Here is a 19,391-nt window from a genome sequence, read left to right as displayed (position 1 = left end):
GCACTACAACGTCTCTAACGCTCACCTAACTTGCAAAGACAAAAGCCGACCTACTGTTTACACTGACTAAATATATCTAAACTGCTTTGGTACTCACGGGTTTCTACCTCCATCATGCCTAGCACCGAATGGAAAAGGTTATCGTGTGAATATGGATGACTCTTAGCCGCTTTTTCTAAACAGGCTGCATTAATATTTTTTGACTCTTTAAAGCCAGGTGACATCCACAGCATAAGAGGCACTTGAGTTTGATAGTCAGGGGCAAAACGATACGGCATACCATGTAAAAACATGCCATTCTCACCAAGGGACTCTCCGTGATCTGATATGTAAATAAGTGCTGTATTATAGTTTTTTTCTAGCTTTATTAACGTGGCAATCGTATTACTGAGCACATAGTCTGTGTACAAAATAGTATTGTCGTATGTGTTAACAATTTCTTCTATGGAGCAGTTTTCAATATCGCTTCTGGGGCAATCAGGGGCAAACGTTTTCATCTGTTCAGGGTAACGTTTGTAATAGGTTGGCCCATGGCTTCCTATAAGATGAAGCACAATCATTCGATTACCATTAAGAGAGCTTATATCTTGCTCAAATGTATCTAATAAGGCCATGTCGAAACATGTGGTCCCATCGCAAAACTCGTTAATTTCGGCACGTTCTATGGTGACCTTATCAATACGGGCTGCAACGTTTTTATCACCGCCATCATTTTCCTTCCACAATAATGAAATACCGGCACGCTTTAACACATCTAACAAATTATCTTGGTTATCAGCAATACTGCGATTGAACTCTTTTCGAGTCATATTAGAAAACATACAGGGAACAGAAACCGCTGTTGCTGTGCCACATGAACTTACGTTTTGGAATGAAATGATATCAAGCCCACGGGTATATTCATTCGTTTTTCGCGGGTAACCGTTAAGTTCAATATTTTGCGAACGGGCTGTTTCACCGATAACCAGCACCGTTAATGTCGGTTTGGTTTCGGCCATGATAAGCGCTGAATCTGCCTGCTTGGCATCTAAGCCAATTTGGCGATACACGATAGGCTCAGAAAAATAAGTGTCTTTAATATATCCAACTGAACTGTAAACAAACTGCGTCGGGATCACTAACTTTTTCAGATAGCGATTGTTACGCCCAACAGATGAGTAGTCTTGGTAGTAAAGTGCTGCAATAACCGCGATAACCATTAATGACAGCAGCATAGAGGTTACTTTCATCATTAGCATTTTCGCTGGGCTTTGCTTTATTCCTACAGGCACCATGAACACAATCAGTGCAGGTATGATCCCCATCAAAAATACCCAAAGCGTTGAGTAAGCGCTAAAGTAAGACCCTGCCTCACTGGTATCTGTTTCCGCTATATTAACTATCATATTGTAGTCAAATAGCGCGCCATAATTATAACCGGCGTAACTCACCATACTGGAAAGTATTAATAAGATAATAAAGAAGGGTTTGGCTACAATTGGCCAACTCAGTAAGTTAAAAACAAACACTAACACTGAGCAAAAAAATACCGGCAATGAAACAACAAAACCGAATTTAACACCATCAATTTGATTTAATACTTTATATAATTCAGCATATATAGGGATATTAATAACTAATGAAAAATACAGGGCCAGAGCAAAGCTAAAAAATGCGTAGGATATGCCGGAACGGAATAATTTACTGAAAGCAAGTTTCATATAACATCCCGTTACCTATAGAACGAATAGAGATATTGTTCTAACCTTTTATCACTCAAGCTCCTTCTTAAAGTCACAATACCTCCACGAAATTCAAGTATTAAAAGATTAAGATATTAAAAGACAAATGAAGCTCTTAGCCCCACAAAAGTACCTTTACCTTCATCGACTCTAATAACCGGTGACAAAATATACTGATCAGTTATATATGCACCGACGGCAGAGCCAAGGGCATGGGATGCAGCGTCTAACAATGCATTTTCAGCCGTATTTTCATCACGGCTGTATTGGTACAGTTCCGCCAAGCCGCCAGCGACAGCACTAACGGTAAAACCCACCCAGGCACGATTCTGTTCAGGCCAGTAGTAATCGCTTACAACCACCATTGCTCCTGCCGCGACCATGCCTCCGGCAAAATGGCTCACCTCACTACTAAAGCTGTTGTTACCTTGCGCCTTAGTATCGAAGGAAAAAAGTAACAGGCCCAATATGAATACAGTTCGTAGCATTATCATTCTCTTTATCGTCTGTTTGTTTTGTCATTTTATGCTCTGTGTACAGTGTAGCAGCTGATAAGTAGATTGAATTTAGTTACACAAATAGGGGCGATTCACATAATAAATCATTCCCCGCCTCCCATACTCAGCAAAACAAACTAACCTTTATTATTACCAACCAATGATAGTCAAAGACATGGTGAAACTCGCAGGGTTCAAGTTGAAAGCAATGGCGACATTACTGTTATCAACACTTCCATTCACTTGCGCTGCAAGCTCTGGGCTCGAGTTTTCCTATGGCTATATTCCGGCAAAAAATGAGCGCTACGATTCAGGGGCAAGCTGGCGCTTATCCTACTTACAAGGTATAGACACAACCGATACCTTCTTAGATAACTACGGTATTGGGTTAAGGCTTGAGTTATCAGTACAGCGCTGGGAGGACAATTCCCCTAAGAGCAAGCATGAGAGCAATCATGTTTTTAGCCTTAATCCCATTTTTCAGTATCAATGGCACTTTAAACCAATGAGCCTCTACCTAGAGCTAGGGATCGGTGTCGCTTACGTCAATAACACCCTATATCTAGACCGTGATTTAGGCTCCAACTGGCTATTTGAGGATAAGCTCGGATTAGGACTAATTGTGAATAAGCATCATAGAATAGGCTTATCTTATAGCCATTATTCGAATGCAGAGCTTGCGAGCGCCAATGATGGTGCAGACTTAATCGGTATCAGTTACGGCTACACTTGGTAGGTACGCTTAAGTAGATAGATATGATTAAGTAGATATGCTTTAGCTGGTAAGCATTCTTAAGTAGACAGGTATGCTTTAGCTAGTAAGTATTCTTATAACAGATAGGTATACTTTAGTCGCTACCCCATTAAAACGAATGACCGTTTCACCTAGCATCCATTACCCTCCCCGAAGTTTATCGTTTACAAAAAATATTGATAACGGCTTTAATAACAAGAGGATAAGCGATAGTTAATATCAAAATCACGAGTAACAACATGCCTAATCATCAATAATCTGCAATCTAAAACGCTGCCATCTATCTTGAAAAACACCGAGCGTTAGACTTGTATTACTTACTTAACCCACTGTAAAATAGTTTAAAAAATAACCATCACTATTTGAACCAGTGCCATTTAAACCTGTGCTATTAGCACCAGTGTAATTTGAGCAGTAGGTATTGAAACAATACTTTCGCCGCACTTATGCAGCACTTAATAAAACATCCATCATCGATGCAGCCAATAATTGCATCGATACAAAATCGAAAAATAATTAATCTCTCAAGGAACCGAGAAGTAATATGAAACCCATTCAGTTAATCTTAGCCATTATCACTATGGGGCTTGCCGCCCCCGCCTTAGCCAGTGAAACAGGGTTAGATCTCACCCATTCTAGTATCGGTTACGCCTCGTTAGTGATATTTGCTCTGGCTTATTGTTTAGTGATGGCAGAGGAATACCTACAACTGCGCAAGTCTAAACCCGTACTATTAGCTGCTGGGTTAATTTGGCTGATGATAGGATTTGCCTATCAACAGCAGGGACAAACAGAGGTTGCCAAGCAGGCTTTAGAACATAACTTACTCGAATACTCTGAGTTATTGCTGTTTTTGTTAGTCGCCATGACCTATATCAGCGCCATGGAAGAAAGGAGCTTATTTGATGGTCTGCAAGCATGGATGGTCAGCAAGGGCTTTAATTTCAGAACTTTGTTTTGGTTAACTGGATTACTATCCTTTGTTATCTCACCAATAGCCGATAACCTGACCACAGCATTATTAATGTGTGCCGTTGTCATGAAGGTCGGTGGCAGTAACATTAAATTTATTAATATTGCCTGTATCAATATCGTCATCGCCGCAAATGCTGGCGGTGCATTCAGTCCATTTGGTGATATCACCACCTTGATGGTCTGGCAAGCTGGCCTAGTCAATTTTATGCAGTTTACCGATTTGTTTATTCCTTCTCTGGTGAGCTACCTCGTGCCAGCCACAATCATGTCTTTTTTTGTACCGCTAACCAAACCTAACTTACCCAATGAACATGTTGAGCTTAAACGAGGCGCAAAGCGCATTGTGGCACTATTTATTCTCACCATCGCCACAGCCGTCAGTTTTCATGCCTTGGTACATTTCCCCCCCGTTATTGGCATGATGATGGGATTAGGCTACTTACAGTTTTTTGGTTTTTTTCTACGCAAAACCCTGCCACGCTCACTAGAGAAAAAGAAAGCCAATGCCATTGCTAATCATGATGAGGCAGCCCTGAAACGATTAGGATCTGTTGTACCATTTGATGTATTTAAACGCGTCTCTCATGCCGAGTGGGACACCTTACTGTTTTTCTACGGGGTCGTTATGTGCGTAGGAGGCCTTAGCTTATTAGGCTATCTAGGTGTAGTGTCTGATGTGATGTATAACCAGTGGGACCCTGTCTGGGCTAATATTATGGTCGGAGTGCTATCGGCTATTGTTGATAATATTCCGGTGATGTTTGCAGTACTGACGATGCAGCCCGAGCTGAGCTTAGGAAATTGGTTACTGGTAACACTCACTGCCGGTATTGGTGGCAGTATGCTCTCTATCGGTTCAGCGGCAGGTGTGGCGCTGATGGGGGCTGCACATGGAAAATATACATTCTTTGGTCACTTAAAATGGATGCCAGTTATTGCATTAGGGTATGCGGCAGGTATTGTGTGCCACCTTCTGCTCAACAGCCATCTGTTTTAAGGTTTGTGTATTAACTGCACATGATAAAGCTCGGCTAAAGCCGAGCTTTTAGGTTCTAGAAACTATGCAAGAACCTATGCTAGAAACATTAACTAGAATCATTAGCTAGAAACTAATCTGAGAAACTCATATTAGGAACTATGGTAAAAACATTAGTGAATAACATTGGCAGGCCTCTCAAGCACAGCCCTCATAATGGCTAATATGTGATATTTAGTATGTGATATTAGCCGTGATTTGCTTAGCGAGTGTTAACAGCAAGCTTCTCATCTGGGTTACTGATTGCGAGTACCCGTCTGCTTCTAATGGCTCCTCAAAGGTGAAAGCTTGCTCAATACTTTGAGCCCCCTTTGATTCAGTTCCCATTTCAGAACTGTTGTTATATTGATAGCGCCCAGACAACACCACCTTAGATTGTGCTGTCACGTAAAAATAATCGATTTGGATTGATAGATGGGCTTGCTTATTGGTCTCGCTCACTTTTGCTGTGCTGACAAATTTGAGCGTGTTGCTTAAAGCATTTAAATCAAGCTGCAACGCTTTTAAGGTTTCATCGGCTAATGGTTCGGCCCACATATGAAAACTGGCATAGTTTAGTTTGTGCTGATTAATTTGCATCACAATATAAGGAGAGTTTAAGTACTCAGCCAACTGCACCGTAAGCTCAACGTTGGCTTTTTCACTTAGCTCACCGCGCTTGCTTAAGTCAGGTGCCGCAACGCCAGCTGACGTGTAGCTATTTAATAGGTAATAACTGCTAGTGTTTGACGCTGAACTGCAGCCAGTAAGAAACAAGACTGCGCCGATTAAACTGATTAAAATGAGTCTCATTGGTTAACCTCTGAATATTTTTTTGGCTCTTCGTCTTGGCTGCCAGAATCAAATATGAGCCCATTTGGCTTATGCTTTAGTTGCTCGAGTAAAGGCTTAAGCTCATACATCACATCTGAAATACTCTTCATCGCTTCCTGTAACTGCCCATAGCCTTGAGATCCTGAAGAGAAATCCTGACTCAGCGTAGCAAAACTCTCTAATGCAACTCTTAACTGCTTAACTAAACCTTGCTGCTCAGCACTGGCCAAGAGCTTATTTAGGTTTTGGCTCGTATGCTGTAACTCGCTAAGCAGACTAGCAGCATTAACTAATGTGACATTAGCATTACTTGTCATTTCATCTAACGGTAATCCATTGAGATTATCGACAAACAGCTCAACCTTATCAATTAGTTGTGAATACTGATCTTTAACCGTTGGTATCACAGAATACTTCTTATAACTTTCAAGCTTATCGATTCGTGGTAAATCAAAATGCTGTAATTCAACAAACAGGCTTCCTGTTAGTAAGCTGCCTGTTTTTAAGGTGGCCCTTAACCCCTCTTGGATCCAGAGCGTATTATGCTGCTTCATCAAGGCAACGCCTTGCTCATTATCAGGTAAGCCTATTCGCCCCGGCTGAATACTGAGTAGTACCGGAATTCGAACATTATCACTGTACAAAGCACTTGGATCTGTCGTGATTAACTCAACCGAAGACACCTCGCCGACAGTCACGCCACGATACTCCACTGGTGCACCGACACTTAAACCTCGAATCGTATCACTCACTAACATCACATATTCTAATGAGTATTTATAGCGCGCATTACTCGCCCCTTGATAATCGGAATAAACTTCAAAGGAATCGAGTTCGGTAATTTTAGCGCCTAATGGCATTCCCTTTGGTATGCCAAAGGTCACCCCATTCGTTAATATGGTTTGAATACTGCCCGTTTTAAGTGAAATCCCCTCGGCATTGAGGTCGACAACTAAACCGCTGGCATCCCAAAATCGGGTGTTACTTGTGAGTAGCTCATGATATGGCGCATGAATAAACGCATTGTAATAGATGGCGCGATCTTTAATATTAAAGTGCACCTCTTCAATTTTACCGACGGTTAAGCCTTTATAAATAATCGGGTCGCCCTGGGAATAAGCAAATTGCTTATCACTGTTTAAGGTGACATGTAAGCCAGGCGTTCCCTTGGGGGTTATTGGGGGAGAGTTAAGCGCGGTAAATTCACTGCTACGTTGCTCAGATAAGCCCGGCGAAAGCTCAATATACACACCGGATATTAATGTATCCAAGCCCGTAACTCCTGACAGGGCAATTTGAGGGCTAACCACCCAAAACTTGCTGTCTTTCACCAGCATTTTTTCAGTATCGTTTGACATTCTTACTGTCACAATAACGCCATCATCTTGCTCATTGAGCTTAATGGTTTCAACTTCACCAATAGTGACCGATCTGGATTTTATTTTTGTTTTCCCGGCCTCCATCCCCTCGGCAGAGTTAAAAATAATGGTCACCGCGGGGCCTTGATTACTGAGGTGGTAATACACCATCCAGCCACCAATCAACAGCGCGACTATAGGTACAAACCAAACCTTAGAGATTGTTTTCACGCTTTTAATCTCTGCATCAAGGGGCTGTTGTGATTTCATAAATGTTGATACTCGTTATAAATTAATTTCGGCTCAAAGCTCATTGCAGCCAACATCGTCATGATCACGACAGCAGAGAAAGCTAGGCTAGCGGGCCCAGGAATAATGCTTATAGTATTACCAAGCTGAACCAAACTGGTTAGTGTAATCACCACAAATATATCCATCATAGACCAGCGACCAATAAACTCTGCAGCGCGATATAAAAATATGCGTTGATGCTCTAATCGACCAGAATGAGTCTGTACGCTGTAATTTAACCAGATAAGGATGACAATTTTGGTGATGGGCACCATGATGCTAGCAATAAACACTACGATAGCAATAGGATATGACTTATCTTGCCAAAGTAATAACACACCACCAATTATGGTATTAGGCTCACTTTGACCTAAAAACTCAGTGTTCATGATTGGCAATAAGTTAGCTGGAATATACAGCAAAATTGAAGTAATAATAAATGCCCAGGTTTTTTGGATTGATAGGCTGTTAGCTTGCTGTTTATCGCGACCACCTTTTACTTGTCTCTCAGTCTCTGGCGCGTCTAATTTTGCCCCCACTAACTCTGATCCCACTAACTCTGACTCCACCAGCTTTAATTCTATTCGCTTAGCTTTAACTGACTCAGCTTTAACAGACTTAGCTGCAGCAGACTCTGCTACTTGCAGCAGCTCTTTTGCTGTTAGGCTCGTGGCTATCGCTTGATAAAATACTCTTTTATCTAAGTGTAATAATGCCGCTGTCATTGAAAGTGAAAATAAGATGAATGCAAAATAGGACGTGCCCAAGCCAATTTCTGCTATCGAAATGATTTTGACAAAACTCACTAAGGTGCCGATTAAAAATATTTCAACCATATTCCAGGGGATCAATTTGAATATAACTCTTGTGAGCATAAGCCCGTGAGCAGGGTAGCGACCTTGCCTGAGAAAAAAGATTAAATAGCTAAGAGACATCAAAATAAAACTAGGAATAACAAACACGCTAATAACTTCGATAATGGCAAGCCATGCATAACCATTTTCAACAAGAATACTCACACTGTCCAGGAGCTTAATGCTGTCCCCCAGGCCATTATATTCAAATGAAATAAACCCAAATGGAAATGATAGTAATAAAAAAATTAAAGCAGAAATGGCAAATGCAAACACACGCTCTAAGGAGTTTGTACGTTTAGCGGTTAAAAGATAACCACAACGTGGGCAAAGTGCTTTTTGGTTTTCGGCTAATCTGGGGATCAACACGGTAAGATCACACTCATGGCAAACATCGGTTTCATCTAAACTATTGTTTTCATCTTTCTTAATGACCATATAGTTAATCAAACCTAATTAAGGTGTTTTGACTTAAGCGGCAGGAAAAGTCTAGGCCAAAAGTTTACAACTCAGCATAACAATACTCAAGTCAATAAATGAAGTGGCACTTTCATTATAGGCAGAGGATCAAATATAACCACTTGATGTATAAGCTCAGATATCGCTGCCAGAAACAGCAGACACTTTACTTATTCATTGTCTATTCATTGGCTATAGGTTGATTTATCACTGTTCAGCATAGAGAATAACACCTAGTTTGAGTTGGTTATTCAATAGCACACATAAGGAGTATCTGTTAAATGATGACAAAATGGGCGACACGTTTTTTGCAGATGGCCGAGCTTGTAGCATCTTGGAGTAAAGATCCCTCCACTCAAGTAGGTGCGGTGATCACCGAAGATAACCGAATTGTCTCCTTAGGTTTCAACGGTTACCCACATGGGATCTCCGATAGTGCCGAAACTGACAACCGAGAGATGAAGCTGCTAAAAACCCTCCATGCAGAAGAGAATGCCATTCTCTATGCTAAGCGTGATCTCAGCGGCTGCGAAATATGGGTGACTCACTTCCCCTGCCCTAATTGCGCGGCAAAGATAATCCAAACTGGATTAAGCACAGTACACAGTCCAAAACCAAGCGAAGATTTCCTGTCACGCTGGGCTGAAAAGATTCAAATAAGCCAAGATATGTTTGACCAAGCCGGCGTTAACGTCGATTGGATGCAGCAGTAATATAAAGGCAGAGTAAACTGACAAAAAGTCGACTCTGCCTTTATCTTCATCAGACTACACTGCTTTATCATCAACAAGATAAGTACTGCTTTATCATCAGCAAGGTAAGTACTGTTTTATCACCAGCAAAATAAGTACTGTTTTATCACCAGCAAAATAAGTACTGTTTTATCATCAGCAAAATGCACTAGGCATAATACTCGTCAAGTTCAGCACTCGCATACATCACGCTCAAATAAATGACTGCCACGCACACACAAAGAGGTGCCAAAGACAAATCACATAAATGCCAAAGAGGTGCCACAAGCATGCCTCAGATACGCCGTTCCTATAATGGCTTTAGATAAGCCACTACAGCGTAATTTTATGCAAAATATCCTCAGTTGTCCCTGTTTCCGCCAGCTTAGGAAGCGACATTCTAATAGCATGTGTATGGTTATCTGCTACCACATCAGTTACAGCATCGATGCCGAGTGTTACGTTGTAACCAAGCTCAAAAGCCTGCATCGCGGTAGACTCAACTCCCATACTGGTCGCTATACCAACAATAACAACTTGTGTAACCCCTAACCCTTGCAGGGTTGCATCCAGCTTGGTATGACTAAAGGCTCCCCAGCTTCTTTTCGTGAACAATATCTCCTCTTCATGACGGATCAGGTCAGCTATTAATGTCGACCAGTTATCAGCAGTATTGCCAGAACTCACAGCTTGGTCTGTACGCCCCGAGGGACGGCCAGAAACATTAACCAGCACAACAGGCCAATGACGGCGGTGAAAAGCTTCAATCAAGTGGTTAGTGTTTTCAATGACACGCTGTACATCTATAGGATCGGGTAGGGCAACAATGCCATACTGCAAGTCAATTACAATAAGCGCTGTGTCGTCATCAAGCTTGGTAATAGCCATGTTTAATTTCTCTAAGGTGCTGAGTGTTAGAAAAGTATAGCAACACTTAGATGCTGCACTTTTGTATACCAACATACTTATTTCTCAATAAAACATCTTCTGGGTTAATGTTTTAACCATAAGCTGAGAGTAATAAAACGTGTTTCGAATTAATCGAGCCTAATCATAGAAGCCTATAAGCAATATAAGTACAAAAATACCTGCTTTAATCCACAGCAAACACAGATGATGACAGTGTGTATTTGAAAGATGAACTATTGATGATTTTTAATTAATTTCAGCCTTTGACAAAGATTGACATAGATCACAACTTTGCTTTTAGCTTAAGCGCAACCTAGACTCATCAATCGTTAGTTACCCAGTTCAGAGGTTCAATAATGAGTCACAAATCCAAGCACGGTGAAACAAAAAAAGAAGATCATAAAACCCATAATCATGGTCATCAGCATACTGCCGAAGCACAACATGAGCGTATGGAACATAGATATGATGATGGGAATGAGCATAAGCACAATAAAGATCATCATGCATCACGAGACCATGAAAAAAGCCACCCGCACACTCAACATGGTGGAAACCCTACAGGCCATAAACATTCAGTGCAAACCCATGATGATCGTCATGAACATGATGAACATAAGCACCACAAAGTAAAAAAACATGACCATAAAGAATCATCTCGAGAACACCATAAAACAGGCCATAAAGACTAATTAATATTGTAATGCTCGTAAGCTGACATGGTAGTAAGAGACTCTTACTGCCATGCTTACAATAAAAAGTGTAACACCTGAAATAACGAGCCCTCATTAAAACTCAATCAATTCTCTTATCAATCAGTTATGCCAATGTGACGGTTCATGGCAGCCCGGCTTAATTCACTAAAGCTAAATCCATATCGAAAAAACCTAAACCCTAGGCCTCCAGCATACTGAACTCATTAAAAAAGAGCCCAAGAGTAACGGCCAATCTCAATCAGTAACATCATAACAAACAGAATTTTGATAACTTTGTTGCCCCCCTTCAACGCTATGCGTGTACCTATTTGCGAGCCAATAAGAGTGCCAAGCATCATAATTAACGCCAGTTTAATATCAAAATATCCATGACTGATAAACCAAACTAACGCACTGACATTAAACAGGGTTGATAACACTTGAGATGACGCCATCGCATGAAGAAAATCCATACCAAAGGCACGAATATTACCGAGTATAATAAAGGTTAACGTTGCAGGACCAAACATGCCTTGATAGAAGCCAAGTATAGCGCCCATTACCGCACTCACTCCCCTTTGGTGCTGGTGAAACAATGGTTCAACAGCCTTCTCTCCCATCTCTTTATTACGGAAGGTATAGATAGCCAGTGCAATCATAATCACTAATAAAATAGGCTTAAACCAAGACTCTGACACATCATCTAGCAAGGAGGAGCCAATAAAGGCAAATATACAGCCACTAATGATGGCAGGGACAATTAACCGCCAAGGTAAATCCATTGAAAATGCATAGCGCCTAACATTATTAACACCACTTGCCAGCATCGCTAGCTTGTTGGTACCAATCACAATTGGAATTGCGACACCTGGCATAGCATTAAATAATGCCGGTAGTTGTAATAGTCCGCCGCCACCGACTGTCGCCTGTGCTATACCGCTTATAATCGCAATCATGCCCAAATACAGATATTCAGTAATAGACACAGCTATGTCTCCTTTAGTTATTTGATACAAGCGTAGTCAAAAGATAGCGATTGAGCATAAGGACTTAGAAACTTTAATGCGGCGTAAGTAACAGTTTCCCTTATATTATTAATACTATGTGCAAATAATGCGCACTCGGCCCTATCTCCACAGCAAAACTGTCGCGGCGATCCTATACTTTTGTCTCTCATCTAGGCTTTGGAGTTCCCATGACAAAAAAAATCAACTTGGCAGTTCTACTCACTATGTCGCTTGCCACTATAGCGGGATGCACCAGCCCCAACCCGTATGGGGACGCTTACGGAGCAGCAGAAACACAAACAATTGGGCAGGTGTATTACGGTACGATAGTCAAAGCAGAACCGGTGACGATTGCTGAATCAGATAAAACAAACGTTATAGCAATGATTGCTGGCGCAGCAATCGGAGGGATCCTAGGCTCCGAGATTGGCGGCGGAGCGGGATCGGATATTGCGGCAATTGGCGGTAGTGTCGCTGGTGGATACGCTGGTAGCGAAATCGCTGATAAAACAGGTGAGCGCAATGGCGTAAATCTGACGATTCGCTTGGATGATGGACGCGTTATTTCTATTGTTCAAGAAGTTAATCCAAACATGATTTTCCAACAAGGTGAAGCTGTACAAATTAATGTCGACGGTAATACCGCAAGAGTAGAGCCACGTTGATCAACGAGTTGTTATGCCTCTAGCGCGAGGCATAACACATGGTCTTGTATGCTCCCGACATACATAAGACATTTCCTCCATCCCTGGAGGTCAGATGTGGTGAATGTCATTAATGCACGACTATATGGATATAGGCGGTAGAGTAACGCAAGAGCGGTTACCGAGGAGCATTTAATGACCTTGTCTCTATGCCGCTAAACTCTCGCTGAACGACCAAATCTTTATACTGATTGGTATAAGTCACAGGACGTAATGACAGGGCCCAGACATAAAAGCAGACTCTTTTAGCAGCGAAATATGTAGATGCGAGCAGCTATTTTGACGTAAAAAAATAGATAAAAAATTGAGCGCCCCATTATAAATCGTTAAGTTTCCGTACAGCATTCTGTTGCTATATTAATTATCAAGTTAACAAGATTAAGCAGAGGCGACAGATGAAGCAATTAACTAAAATGCTAGCAACCGCTGTAAATATGTCAGCAACAGCAGTGAAAACGGCAACCACTATCGCTCTAACCTTATTTATCTCAATGGGCAGCGTTCACGCCTCACCAAATACGGCTGTAACCGCCAATCTAGTCAGCTCAAAAACTGATGACAACTTGCTAATTTGCCAATATCAAACACTCTCTTCTAGCCATTTTCAGGTGTTTGACAAGGTTTTAGACAATGAATCTGCCTGCCCAACTAACATGCAGGTCGCCTACGAGCCAATGCTAAGCAGTGCCGAAAAGGCGCAGCTCAAACTCAGCCTGAATCAATAAATTCAAACCGTGAGCTTCAATGGTAAGCAAAGGCATATTATCGATATAAATCAGCAAGTAAGTCTTGTTAGTACATTCTCTGCAGAGTTACAGTCAGCCCAACAGACTTAAGCCATAACGATAGGCTTGGGTGTTTTTCAAGGTAGTTGTCATCAATTTATAAAGCTGAGAGAAAGCTAGCATGTCGATTCAAGATGAGTATTTCGTTTTTTCAAATGGCTACTCCAAAGTCAGTTTTGTGGTCAATATGAACGATACTCGCAGACTGGGGATATTAAGAGACCAAGCGATATCAACAACAATACCTGCGAGTTTTGAATGTAAAAGCCTGAAAACCTTTAAACCTATCGCGGCGAAATTTGATATTTCAGCTAGTACCAAGCTACTGTTTGATATGGATTATGCAAAGCCCTTCGTGGAGCTGAATTTATAGTAAGAACTCTGTTGTTCCCGCTAAGATTCAAGATAAAGATTATCTTTACCTTCACTGCTACAACATCATTAACATTCTTGATGATGAGGTAGGTTTTGACTTTGAAGAGTTAAATTCTACTCCTTTAGAAAATAGGCTCGTATTTAAACCCTCATTTGAGTCAATCATGGTGTTTTTTCATCAGTCAGTTGTTAACGCCATTGAAGCAATAAAACCTCCTATATACGCAAAACCAATCAAAGTATCTGATTGGACAATAGAACAGGAAATGTCCTATGTATAAAACCTGCTCACAGAGCGATTCATTTGCTTATCTAGCTAATGACTTGTTAAATTAGCGTTTTAAAAATAAACGTTTAAATATACCGCTTATAAAACTTGTTAAGCTAAATAAGCAATTTATAAACAGCAGCCTTTCATGCAGCCATGAGTAAACACATCACCTCAAGTTTAGTCATAACATGTAAGATTCGCTCGCAAAAAAATAAGTCAATTTTCCGACTTAAGTCAATAACTTAACATAAGCAATGCCAACTGACTCTTATTTATTCTATTGAGCTTTAAGCCATTAAAAACTGAGTGTGTTACGGCTGTCTACCTGATATCTTCGCCGAGAATTAGTTTCTTATATTAGCAATTCATATGGCGACCCATACAGCTAACTTAGTGGTTACCATGGCGCTTATAGGCCACTAACTCTCTAATCAATACCAAAGTGTGCTGGTTATTCTTGGACTTTAACAATTAAGTGCCATCGATAACGCACACTTTTAATTACTGATGAATTTATCTGTAAAAGATAAATGAATAAAAGAAGAGCTAAATCTTGATAAAAATAAATAAAATAACTATCGCATTGACCAGCGTTATGTTCAGTGGCTACCTGTATGCCGCTGACGCAACGCTAACCTCAGGTGTTATTACTTTTGTTCCGGGAGAAACAAAAGTTCAGAATGGCGATACCGTTGCTTTTAATGGCGAGTGCTTTATTGCCAAAAACACCCCTGGTGTTTGGGAATCACCAAATGCTGGTTCATGGTTTTGGGATACCACAGTCTGTTCGGGCGAACCTGAACCTGAACCAGAGCCAGAACCTGAACCAGAGCCAGAACCTGAACCTGAGCCAGAACCGGGCGACATCATTGCCTTTATCCCAGGTCAAACCAAGGTTAACAATGGCGATATCGTCTCTTATGCTAACCAATGCTTTATTGCTAAAAACAATCCAGGTGTATGGGAAACCCCAAGTGCAGACTCGTGGTTTTGGCAGTTAACCGAGTGTTCAGGTGAACCTGGTGAGCCGGAACCAACCGAATTATCAATTCTATCTCCAGTAGCCGGTCAGGTATTAAAAGCGGAAGCAGCAACAAGCATCCAAGCAAAAGTTGATGGTGAACTCGCTGCAAAAGTTGAATTTTGGGCTAACAATCAAAAACTGTCTCAAAAAGCCATTAACCCAAGCCTGACGATTTACTCGCAAAGCTGGACACCAACTGAAGCGGGTAGCGCCACAGTTAAGGTATTTGTATTCGATAAAAATAACCAAAAAATCGAACAACAATCTGTTGTGGTAACCGTAAAAGCGGATGCTGAAGAAGACTTTACCGCACCAGTAGTGAGATTTATTACCCCTAACAATGGTGCAAACTTTATTGATACAGAGACAGTGTCTATTTCTGTTAATGCCACCGATGTTGATGATGATTTAACTAAGCTGGTTATTAAAGCTAATAACGCGCAAATTTGTTCGTTTAATGCCACCAATGCAGCCACCTATGCGTGCAACTGGCAGCCGACTCAAGAAGGCAAGGTAACACTTAAAGCGATTGCCACCGACGCAGAAGGCCTAACTTCAACGGTGAGTGTGAGCATTACTGTAGAAGCTGAAGAAGAGCTTACCGCGCCTGTGGTGAAGTTCATTACACCAAGCAATGGTGCAAGCTTTATTGATACTGAGACCGTCTCTATTGCTGTTAATGCCACTGATGCTGATGATGATTTAGCCAAACTGGTTGTTAAAGCCAATAACACACAAATTTGTAGCTTTGATGCCGCTCAAGCAGCAACATTTACCTGTGACTGGCAGCCAACGCAAGTGGGCGGCGTCACTCTAAAAGCTATCGCCACTGATGCTGAAGGGCTTTCTTCAAATGTAAGTGTAAACATCACTATTGAAGAAGAAGTTATTGACCCGCCAGTCACACCACCAGGTGGACTATGTGCTGATTTCAATGTTTACCCAGACTGGACGCGTGTTGACCATGCTACCGGTGGCGACATTATGGTGCATAACAACATCGCCTACTCAGCGATTTACTGGACACAAACAGTTCCAGGTAGTGACAGCTCATGGGCACTTCACTTAAATTGTGACGGCACAGAGCCAGGCACCGCACCACTGCTTTCACTGCCAAACCCGATGGACCCTGTTCGTCTAGAAGTGGCTGGCTGGCCAAATACCTTGGTGGTTGCTAGCCCATCGACTACTGCTCCTGCGACATTGACAATCAAAACCAGTAACAGTGCAGAACTGGCTGATGTTAACAAGTTAACAGCGGCTTTCGTGTCAATCATGGAACTGGCTGCACAGACAGAGTCAGCATCGATTATCATCAGCAGTGATGTGCTTGATAAAGCCACCCAAGATAAAGCTTTAGCGACAAGCAGCATTGCGGTTCAAGACGCGCTAATCAAGGCGATGGATATCACTGGCAATAGTATTGATCTTGATGACATCAACGCGCTAAGCAACGACCTGAAAGGTTGGGCTCACGCTCACCAGCTGATCATTGCCACTCTAGCGCCACAAGCAACCTATGGCTGGTCTTTAAGTATTGGTGACTTTGCTTTTGATACGCATTCTGGTCGCCAGTCTGTTTGGGATGAAGCATCGGTATTCACTGCCGATCTACTCGATAAGCTTGAGCTATACCAAGCTAACGCTGCAAACAAAGCTGACTTTGTTGCTTTCACTAAATCTAGCTCAACGCAGGCCTTATCAAGTGAGCAATGGCACAATGCGCTAGAGTACGTAAAGCAAGTGACTGACTTTGTTAAAACACCTGCAATGCTGAAAAATATTCCAACAGACCAAGCTGCTAGTTACTTTATGGGTAACAACACCAGCAAACCGCAAATTCGTAAAGCGGCATTCAGCAACGTATTTGCTATTTTGTTTGACAAAGATTCTGAACAATTGACCAGCAAAATTGCACATTACCAAGATGCTAAAATGCCACTGTACTATGTTGGTAAATCAACAGAAAATGGCAAGTTAACCATCATTGATGCGTTAAACCGCGAATTGGCAAATGCTGAAGAGTCAATGAACAACACTGCATTCCTATATGAAACGCCTCAATCACAATGGGTTCCGTCTACCGTTTACAAGTGGGCTGACTTCATGACGGGCTTAAATGCCATGCATAACGTTGGTGTAGCGGGTAACAAGTTCTGGCTACTCGATGAAAATGTTGATGATGCAACCAACATCAAATATGCAAAAGTGGCGATTGCAGCCTTCTTAGCACAAAGTATGCAAGAAACGATTCGCTACAATGCGTGTGATGAGAATAACTGGGCTGAAATTAAATACGGTGCAGCCACAGATTACCCAATGTCAGCGAGCTGTGGTCAACTTGATCAGAAGTACGCAGATTACGGTGTTAACCCAGACTCTGGTTTAGATCACGCTTACTCTTGTCCCCGTGATGACAAGATGGAAGTCAGTGCACTAACTCATGCTAAATGGTACGGCGCTCCGGCTCCTGTTTTCGCTGCACCAAATGCAGTACTTGAAGAGCGTGGTTTGCTTGTTAACGGTAACGTTGGTCGTTGGACAAACAGCGGACACTGTAATGATGTACCAACATCAGTAGATGGCTCTAAGCAAGTATGGGAACGTGACGAATGTAAAACTTACGTTGACCAAAAAGCAGGTAAGTTCATCTGGGATGGTAGCAGCCAAGAAGACGTGGAAGGTTGTGGTTGGTGGGGCCGTGGCGTGATTCAAACTACAGGACGCCAAAACTTCGGTACGCTGAACCACTACTTAGGTCGTTCACACGTTGACCCAGAAAATATTGGCAAAACCATTGATGGTGTTGTGGTTGAAGCGCCACCAGCGAACCCGCTATATGCAGAGCTAGATTTCTGTTCAAACCCAGGCTTAATTTGTAGCTCTGAAGAGAATAAAGAAATCAAGTGGATTGCAGGTCTGTTCTACTGGGTTACCTCGGTACAAGCCTACCCTGACGAAAGCGGCCAATACGGTGGCTGGAACTACCACAACGAACTGAAAAAGTATGTTGAAGGTGGTATGAAAGGCACCGACTTTATTGATGATGTTTCTGGTATCGTTAACCGTGGTTGCCCTGATTTAACCTGTTCAACCGGTGATGTGCATAACGTGAAAGAGCGCCGTGAGAACTTTAAGTTAGTACTAGAGCAGCTAGGTTTGACTCCGCAATAAGCGCTTAACGCGATAACTTTTCTAGTTAAACATAATAGTTAAAAATAATAGTTAAATATAAAGCCAGTCAGTGCAAACTGACTGGCTTTATATCTGAGTTCAATTCCGAAGTGCGGTACTCGGCTCTATCAAACTAGCCATATCAAACTAGCCATATCAAAAAAGCCATATCAAAAAAGCCATATCAAACTAGCCATATCAAAAAAGATAGTCACCACACTAAATCATTAACAGCTTCATTTTTAGAGCGTTATACCCCTCTATACGCAACTTGGGCACCGTCTTGAGAAATGACTTTATCCCCTTGGATCACAATACCAAAGCCATGCTCTTCATCCCAAGCACATTCAAAAATCATCCCAACGGCATTTTTGTCAGGGTGATGTAAAACAAACCCAGACAGCTGCATTAACTTAAAGATATCCCCAGCCTGCATATCGGCTTCGTTCACCTCGCCGACACAGGTTTCGTAAGATTCTGAATCTTCGTCAAACACATCTAGAAACTCAGAGTCTTCAAGCAGCTCTTGATAGTTTTGATTAACATAATCGCAGACAAGCGCATAAATACGTTTTTCATTATCAATGAACCATTGCTGCATGCTATCAGCAATAGCAAGGTCTTCTTTGGTGAGAAATTCAACACTTCCGTAGGCTTTAAAATCATGCCAAGCTGTCAGCCCTGCTGTACCTTCATGAAACTCTTCACCCGCTTTCCAAGTAATATTTATTGTTTTCATAATTAACTCGCAAAAGTGAGAATTATATTTGAACTGATTGCACAATAATGTGTGGTTAAAGCGCAAAAAAGAATTTTTGTCATAGAAAACAGAGTGAAAGAATGTATTTCTAGGAAAAGTGGGGGCGAAAAGTGGGGTCAGAGTCTGAGGGATCCCCAGGAATTTAATAGCATGCTTGTGGATCCCGAACTAAGCCTTGCAGTGTCTTAATGGCCGTTC

16 protein-coding genes are annotated in these 19,391 nt (G+C 41.7%); 8 read left to right on the top strand and 8 right to left on the bottom strand.

Going from position 1 to position 19,391, the window contains the following annotated elements; all coding sequences use genetic code 11:
• Window positions 1-50: 50 nt before the first annotated feature.
• Window positions 51-1,700 (bottom strand): phosphoethanolamine transferase, encoded by a 1,650-nt coding sequence (locus tag ACVBIK_RS16410; protein WP_447160677.1) that lies wholly within the window; start codon window positions 1,698-1,700, stop codon window positions 51-53.
• Window positions 1,701-1,816: 116 nt separating this feature from the next.
• Window positions 1,817-2,209: a hypothetical protein gene (locus tag ACVBIK_RS16405; protein ID WP_447170109.1), complete on the bottom strand. Its 393-nt coding sequence runs from the start codon at window positions 2,207-2,209 to the stop codon at window positions 1,817-1,819.
• A gap of 217 nt (window positions 2,210-2,426) precedes the next feature.
• Between ACVBIK_RS16405 and ACVBIK_RS16400 the strand changes: the two genes are divergently transcribed.
• Entirely contained in the window at window positions 2,427-2,954 is a 528-nt protein-coding gene (locus ACVBIK_RS16400) for an acyloxyacyl hydrolase (RefSeq protein ID WP_447160675.1), read from the top strand.
• 562 nt (window positions 2,955-3,516) lie between these two features.
• Window positions 3,517-4,944, top strand: coding sequence for a sodium:proton antiporter NhaD (gene nhaD, locus ACVBIK_RS16395; RefSeq protein ID WP_447170108.1), 1,428 nt, complete (start codon window positions 3,517-3,519; stop codon window positions 4,942-4,944).
• Between the two features lie 213 nt (window positions 4,945-5,157).
• Here nhaD and ACVBIK_RS16390 read toward each other — a convergent pair whose 3' ends face one another.
• From ACVBIK_RS16390 to ACVBIK_RS16380, 3 genes are read right to left on the bottom strand one after another with little or no spacing between them, the layout of a single operon-like run.
• Window positions 5,158-5,775 carry a PqiC family protein gene (locus ACVBIK_RS16390; protein ID WP_447170107.1) on the bottom strand — a complete coding sequence of 206 codons (618 nt, stop codon included), beginning with the start codon at window positions 5,773-5,775 and terminating at the stop codon, window positions 5,158-5,160.
• Complete coding sequence (gene pqiB / locus ACVBIK_RS16385) at window positions 5,772-7,424, bottom strand: intermembrane transport protein PqiB (RefSeq protein ID WP_447160672.1); 1,653 nt, start codon at window positions 7,422-7,424, stop codon at window positions 5,772-5,774. Before pqiB ends, ACVBIK_RS16390 begins: the two co-directional genes overlap by 4 nt.
• Window positions 7,421-8,737, bottom strand: a complete 1,317-nt coding sequence (locus ACVBIK_RS16380) for a PqiA/YebS family transporter subunit (RefSeq protein ID WP_447170106.1) — start codon at window positions 8,735-8,737, stop codon at window positions 7,421-7,423. Before ACVBIK_RS16380 ends, pqiB begins: the two co-directional genes overlap by 4 nt.
• A 302-nt stretch (window positions 8,738-9,039) precedes the next feature.
• Between ACVBIK_RS16380 and ACVBIK_RS16375 the strand changes: the two genes are divergently transcribed.
• A complete protein-coding gene (locus ACVBIK_RS16375; protein ID WP_439268041.1) occupies window positions 9,040-9,471 on the top strand; it encodes a dCMP deaminase family protein in 432 nt (143 codons plus the stop codon).
• A 351-nt stretch (window positions 9,472-9,822) separates the two neighbouring features.
• Here the strand turns inward: ACVBIK_RS16375 and ACVBIK_RS16370 are convergent, their stop codons facing one another.
• On the bottom strand, window positions 9,823-10,377 hold the full coding sequence (locus ACVBIK_RS16370; RefSeq protein WP_447170105.1) for a cysteine hydrolase family protein: 555 nt from the start codon (window positions 10,375-10,377) through the stop codon (window positions 9,823-9,825).
• Between the two features lie 377 nt (window positions 10,378-10,754).
• Here ACVBIK_RS16370 and ACVBIK_RS16365 point away from each other — a divergent pair, with 377 nt between their 5' ends.
• Entirely contained in the window at window positions 10,755-11,090 is a 336-nt protein-coding gene (locus ACVBIK_RS16365; RefSeq protein WP_447162901.1) for a cation diffusion facilitator family transporter, read from the top strand.
• A 227-nt stretch (window positions 11,091-11,317) separates the two neighbouring features.
• Here the strand turns inward: ACVBIK_RS16365 and ACVBIK_RS16360 are convergent, their stop codons facing one another.
• Window positions 11,318-12,079: a sulfite exporter TauE/SafE family protein gene (locus tag ACVBIK_RS16360; RefSeq protein ID WP_447162902.1), complete on the bottom strand. Its 762-nt coding sequence runs from the start codon at window positions 12,077-12,079 to the stop codon at window positions 11,318-11,320.
• 209 nt (window positions 12,080-12,288) lie between these two features.
• Between ACVBIK_RS16360 and ACVBIK_RS16355 the strand changes: the two genes are divergently transcribed.
• The 4 genes from ACVBIK_RS16355 (at window position 12,289) to ACVBIK_RS16340 (ending at window position 18,433) form a co-directional block, all read left to right on the top strand.
• On the top strand, window positions 12,289-12,765 hold the full coding sequence (locus ACVBIK_RS16355; RefSeq protein WP_447160667.1) for a glycine zipper 2TM domain-containing protein: 477 nt from the start codon (window positions 12,289-12,291) through the stop codon (window positions 12,763-12,765).
• Window positions 12,766-13,199: 434 nt separating this feature from the next.
• On the top strand, window positions 13,200-13,529 hold the full coding sequence (locus ACVBIK_RS16350) for a hypothetical protein (RefSeq protein ID WP_447160666.1): 330 nt from the start codon (window positions 13,200-13,202) through the stop codon (window positions 13,527-13,529).
• A 181-nt stretch (window positions 13,530-13,710) separates the two neighbouring features.
• A complete protein-coding gene (locus ACVBIK_RS16345) occupies window positions 13,711-13,962 on the top strand; it encodes a hypothetical protein (protein WP_447170104.1) in 252 nt (83 codons plus the stop codon).
• A gap of 826 nt (window positions 13,963-14,788) precedes the next feature.
• The gene (locus tag ACVBIK_RS16340; protein ID WP_447170103.1) at window positions 14,789-18,433 is read left to right on the top strand and encodes an Ig-like domain-containing protein; all 3,645 of its coding nucleotides are present in this window, start codon (window positions 14,789-14,791) and stop codon (window positions 18,431-18,433) included.
• A gap of 250 nt (window positions 18,434-18,683) precedes the next feature.
• On the opposite strand, the gene ACVBIK_RS16335 is transcribed toward ACVBIK_RS16340, so the two are convergent.
• Complete coding sequence (locus ACVBIK_RS16335) at window positions 18,684-19,172, bottom strand: DUF6985 domain-containing protein (RefSeq protein ID WP_447170102.1); 489 nt, start codon at window positions 19,170-19,172, stop codon at window positions 18,684-18,686.
• Window positions 19,173-19,391: the final 219 nt, after the last annotated feature.

The organism is Shewanella sp. 125m-1 (assembly GCF_052977065.1).
This window is presented reverse-complemented; position numbering and strand designations above follow the sequence as displayed.

Bases quoted from the DNA above. Each gene is read 5' to 3' on its own strand.
- ACVBIK_RS16410 (WP_447160677.1), bottom strand. From the start codon at position 1,700: ATGAAACTTGCTTTCAGTAAATTATTCCGTTCCGGCATATCCTACGCA.
- ACVBIK_RS16405 (WP_447170109.1), bottom strand. From the start codon at position 2,209: ATGCTACGAACTGTATTCATATTGGGCCTGTTACTTTTTTCCTTCGAT.
- ACVBIK_RS16400 (WP_447160675.1), top strand. From the start codon at position 2,427: ATGGCGACATTACTGTTATCAACACTTCCATTCACTTGCGCTGCAAGC.
- nhaD (WP_447170108.1), top strand. From the start codon at position 3,517: ATGAAACCCATTCAGTTAATCTTAGCCATTATCACTATGGGGCTTGCC.
- ACVBIK_RS16390 (WP_447170107.1), bottom strand. From the start codon at position 5,775: ATGAGACTCATTTTAATCAGTTTAATCGGCGCAGTCTTGTTTCTTACT.
- pqiB (WP_447160672.1), bottom strand. From the start codon at position 7,424: ATGAAATCACAACAGCCCCTTGATGCAGAGATTAAAAGCGTGAAAACA.
- ACVBIK_RS16380 (WP_447170106.1), bottom strand. From the start codon at position 8,737: ATGGTCATTAAGAAAGATGAAAACAATAGTTTAGATGAAACCGATGTT.
- ACVBIK_RS16375 (WP_439268041.1), top strand. From the start codon at position 9,040: ATGATGACAAAATGGGCGACACGTTTTTTGCAGATGGCCGAGCTTGTA.
- ACVBIK_RS16370 (WP_447170105.1), bottom strand. From the start codon at position 10,377: ATGGCTATTACCAAGCTTGATGACGACACAGCGCTTATTGTAATTGAC.
- ACVBIK_RS16365 (WP_447162901.1), top strand. From the start codon at position 10,755: ATGAGTCACAAATCCAAGCACGGTGAAACAAAAAAAGAAGATCATAAA.
- ACVBIK_RS16355 (WP_447160667.1), top strand. From the start codon at position 12,289: ATGACAAAAAAAATCAACTTGGCAGTTCTACTCACTATGTCGCTTGCC.
- ACVBIK_RS16350 (WP_447160666.1), top strand. From the start codon at position 13,200: ATGAAGCAATTAACTAAAATGCTAGCAACCGCTGTAAATATGTCAGCA.
- ACVBIK_RS16345 (WP_447170104.1), top strand. From the start codon at position 13,711: ATGTCGATTCAAGATGAGTATTTCGTTTTTTCAAATGGCTACTCCAAA.
- ACVBIK_RS16335 (WP_447170102.1), bottom strand. From the start codon at position 19,172: ATGAAAACAATAAATATTACTTGGAAAGCGGGTGAAGAGTTTCATGAA.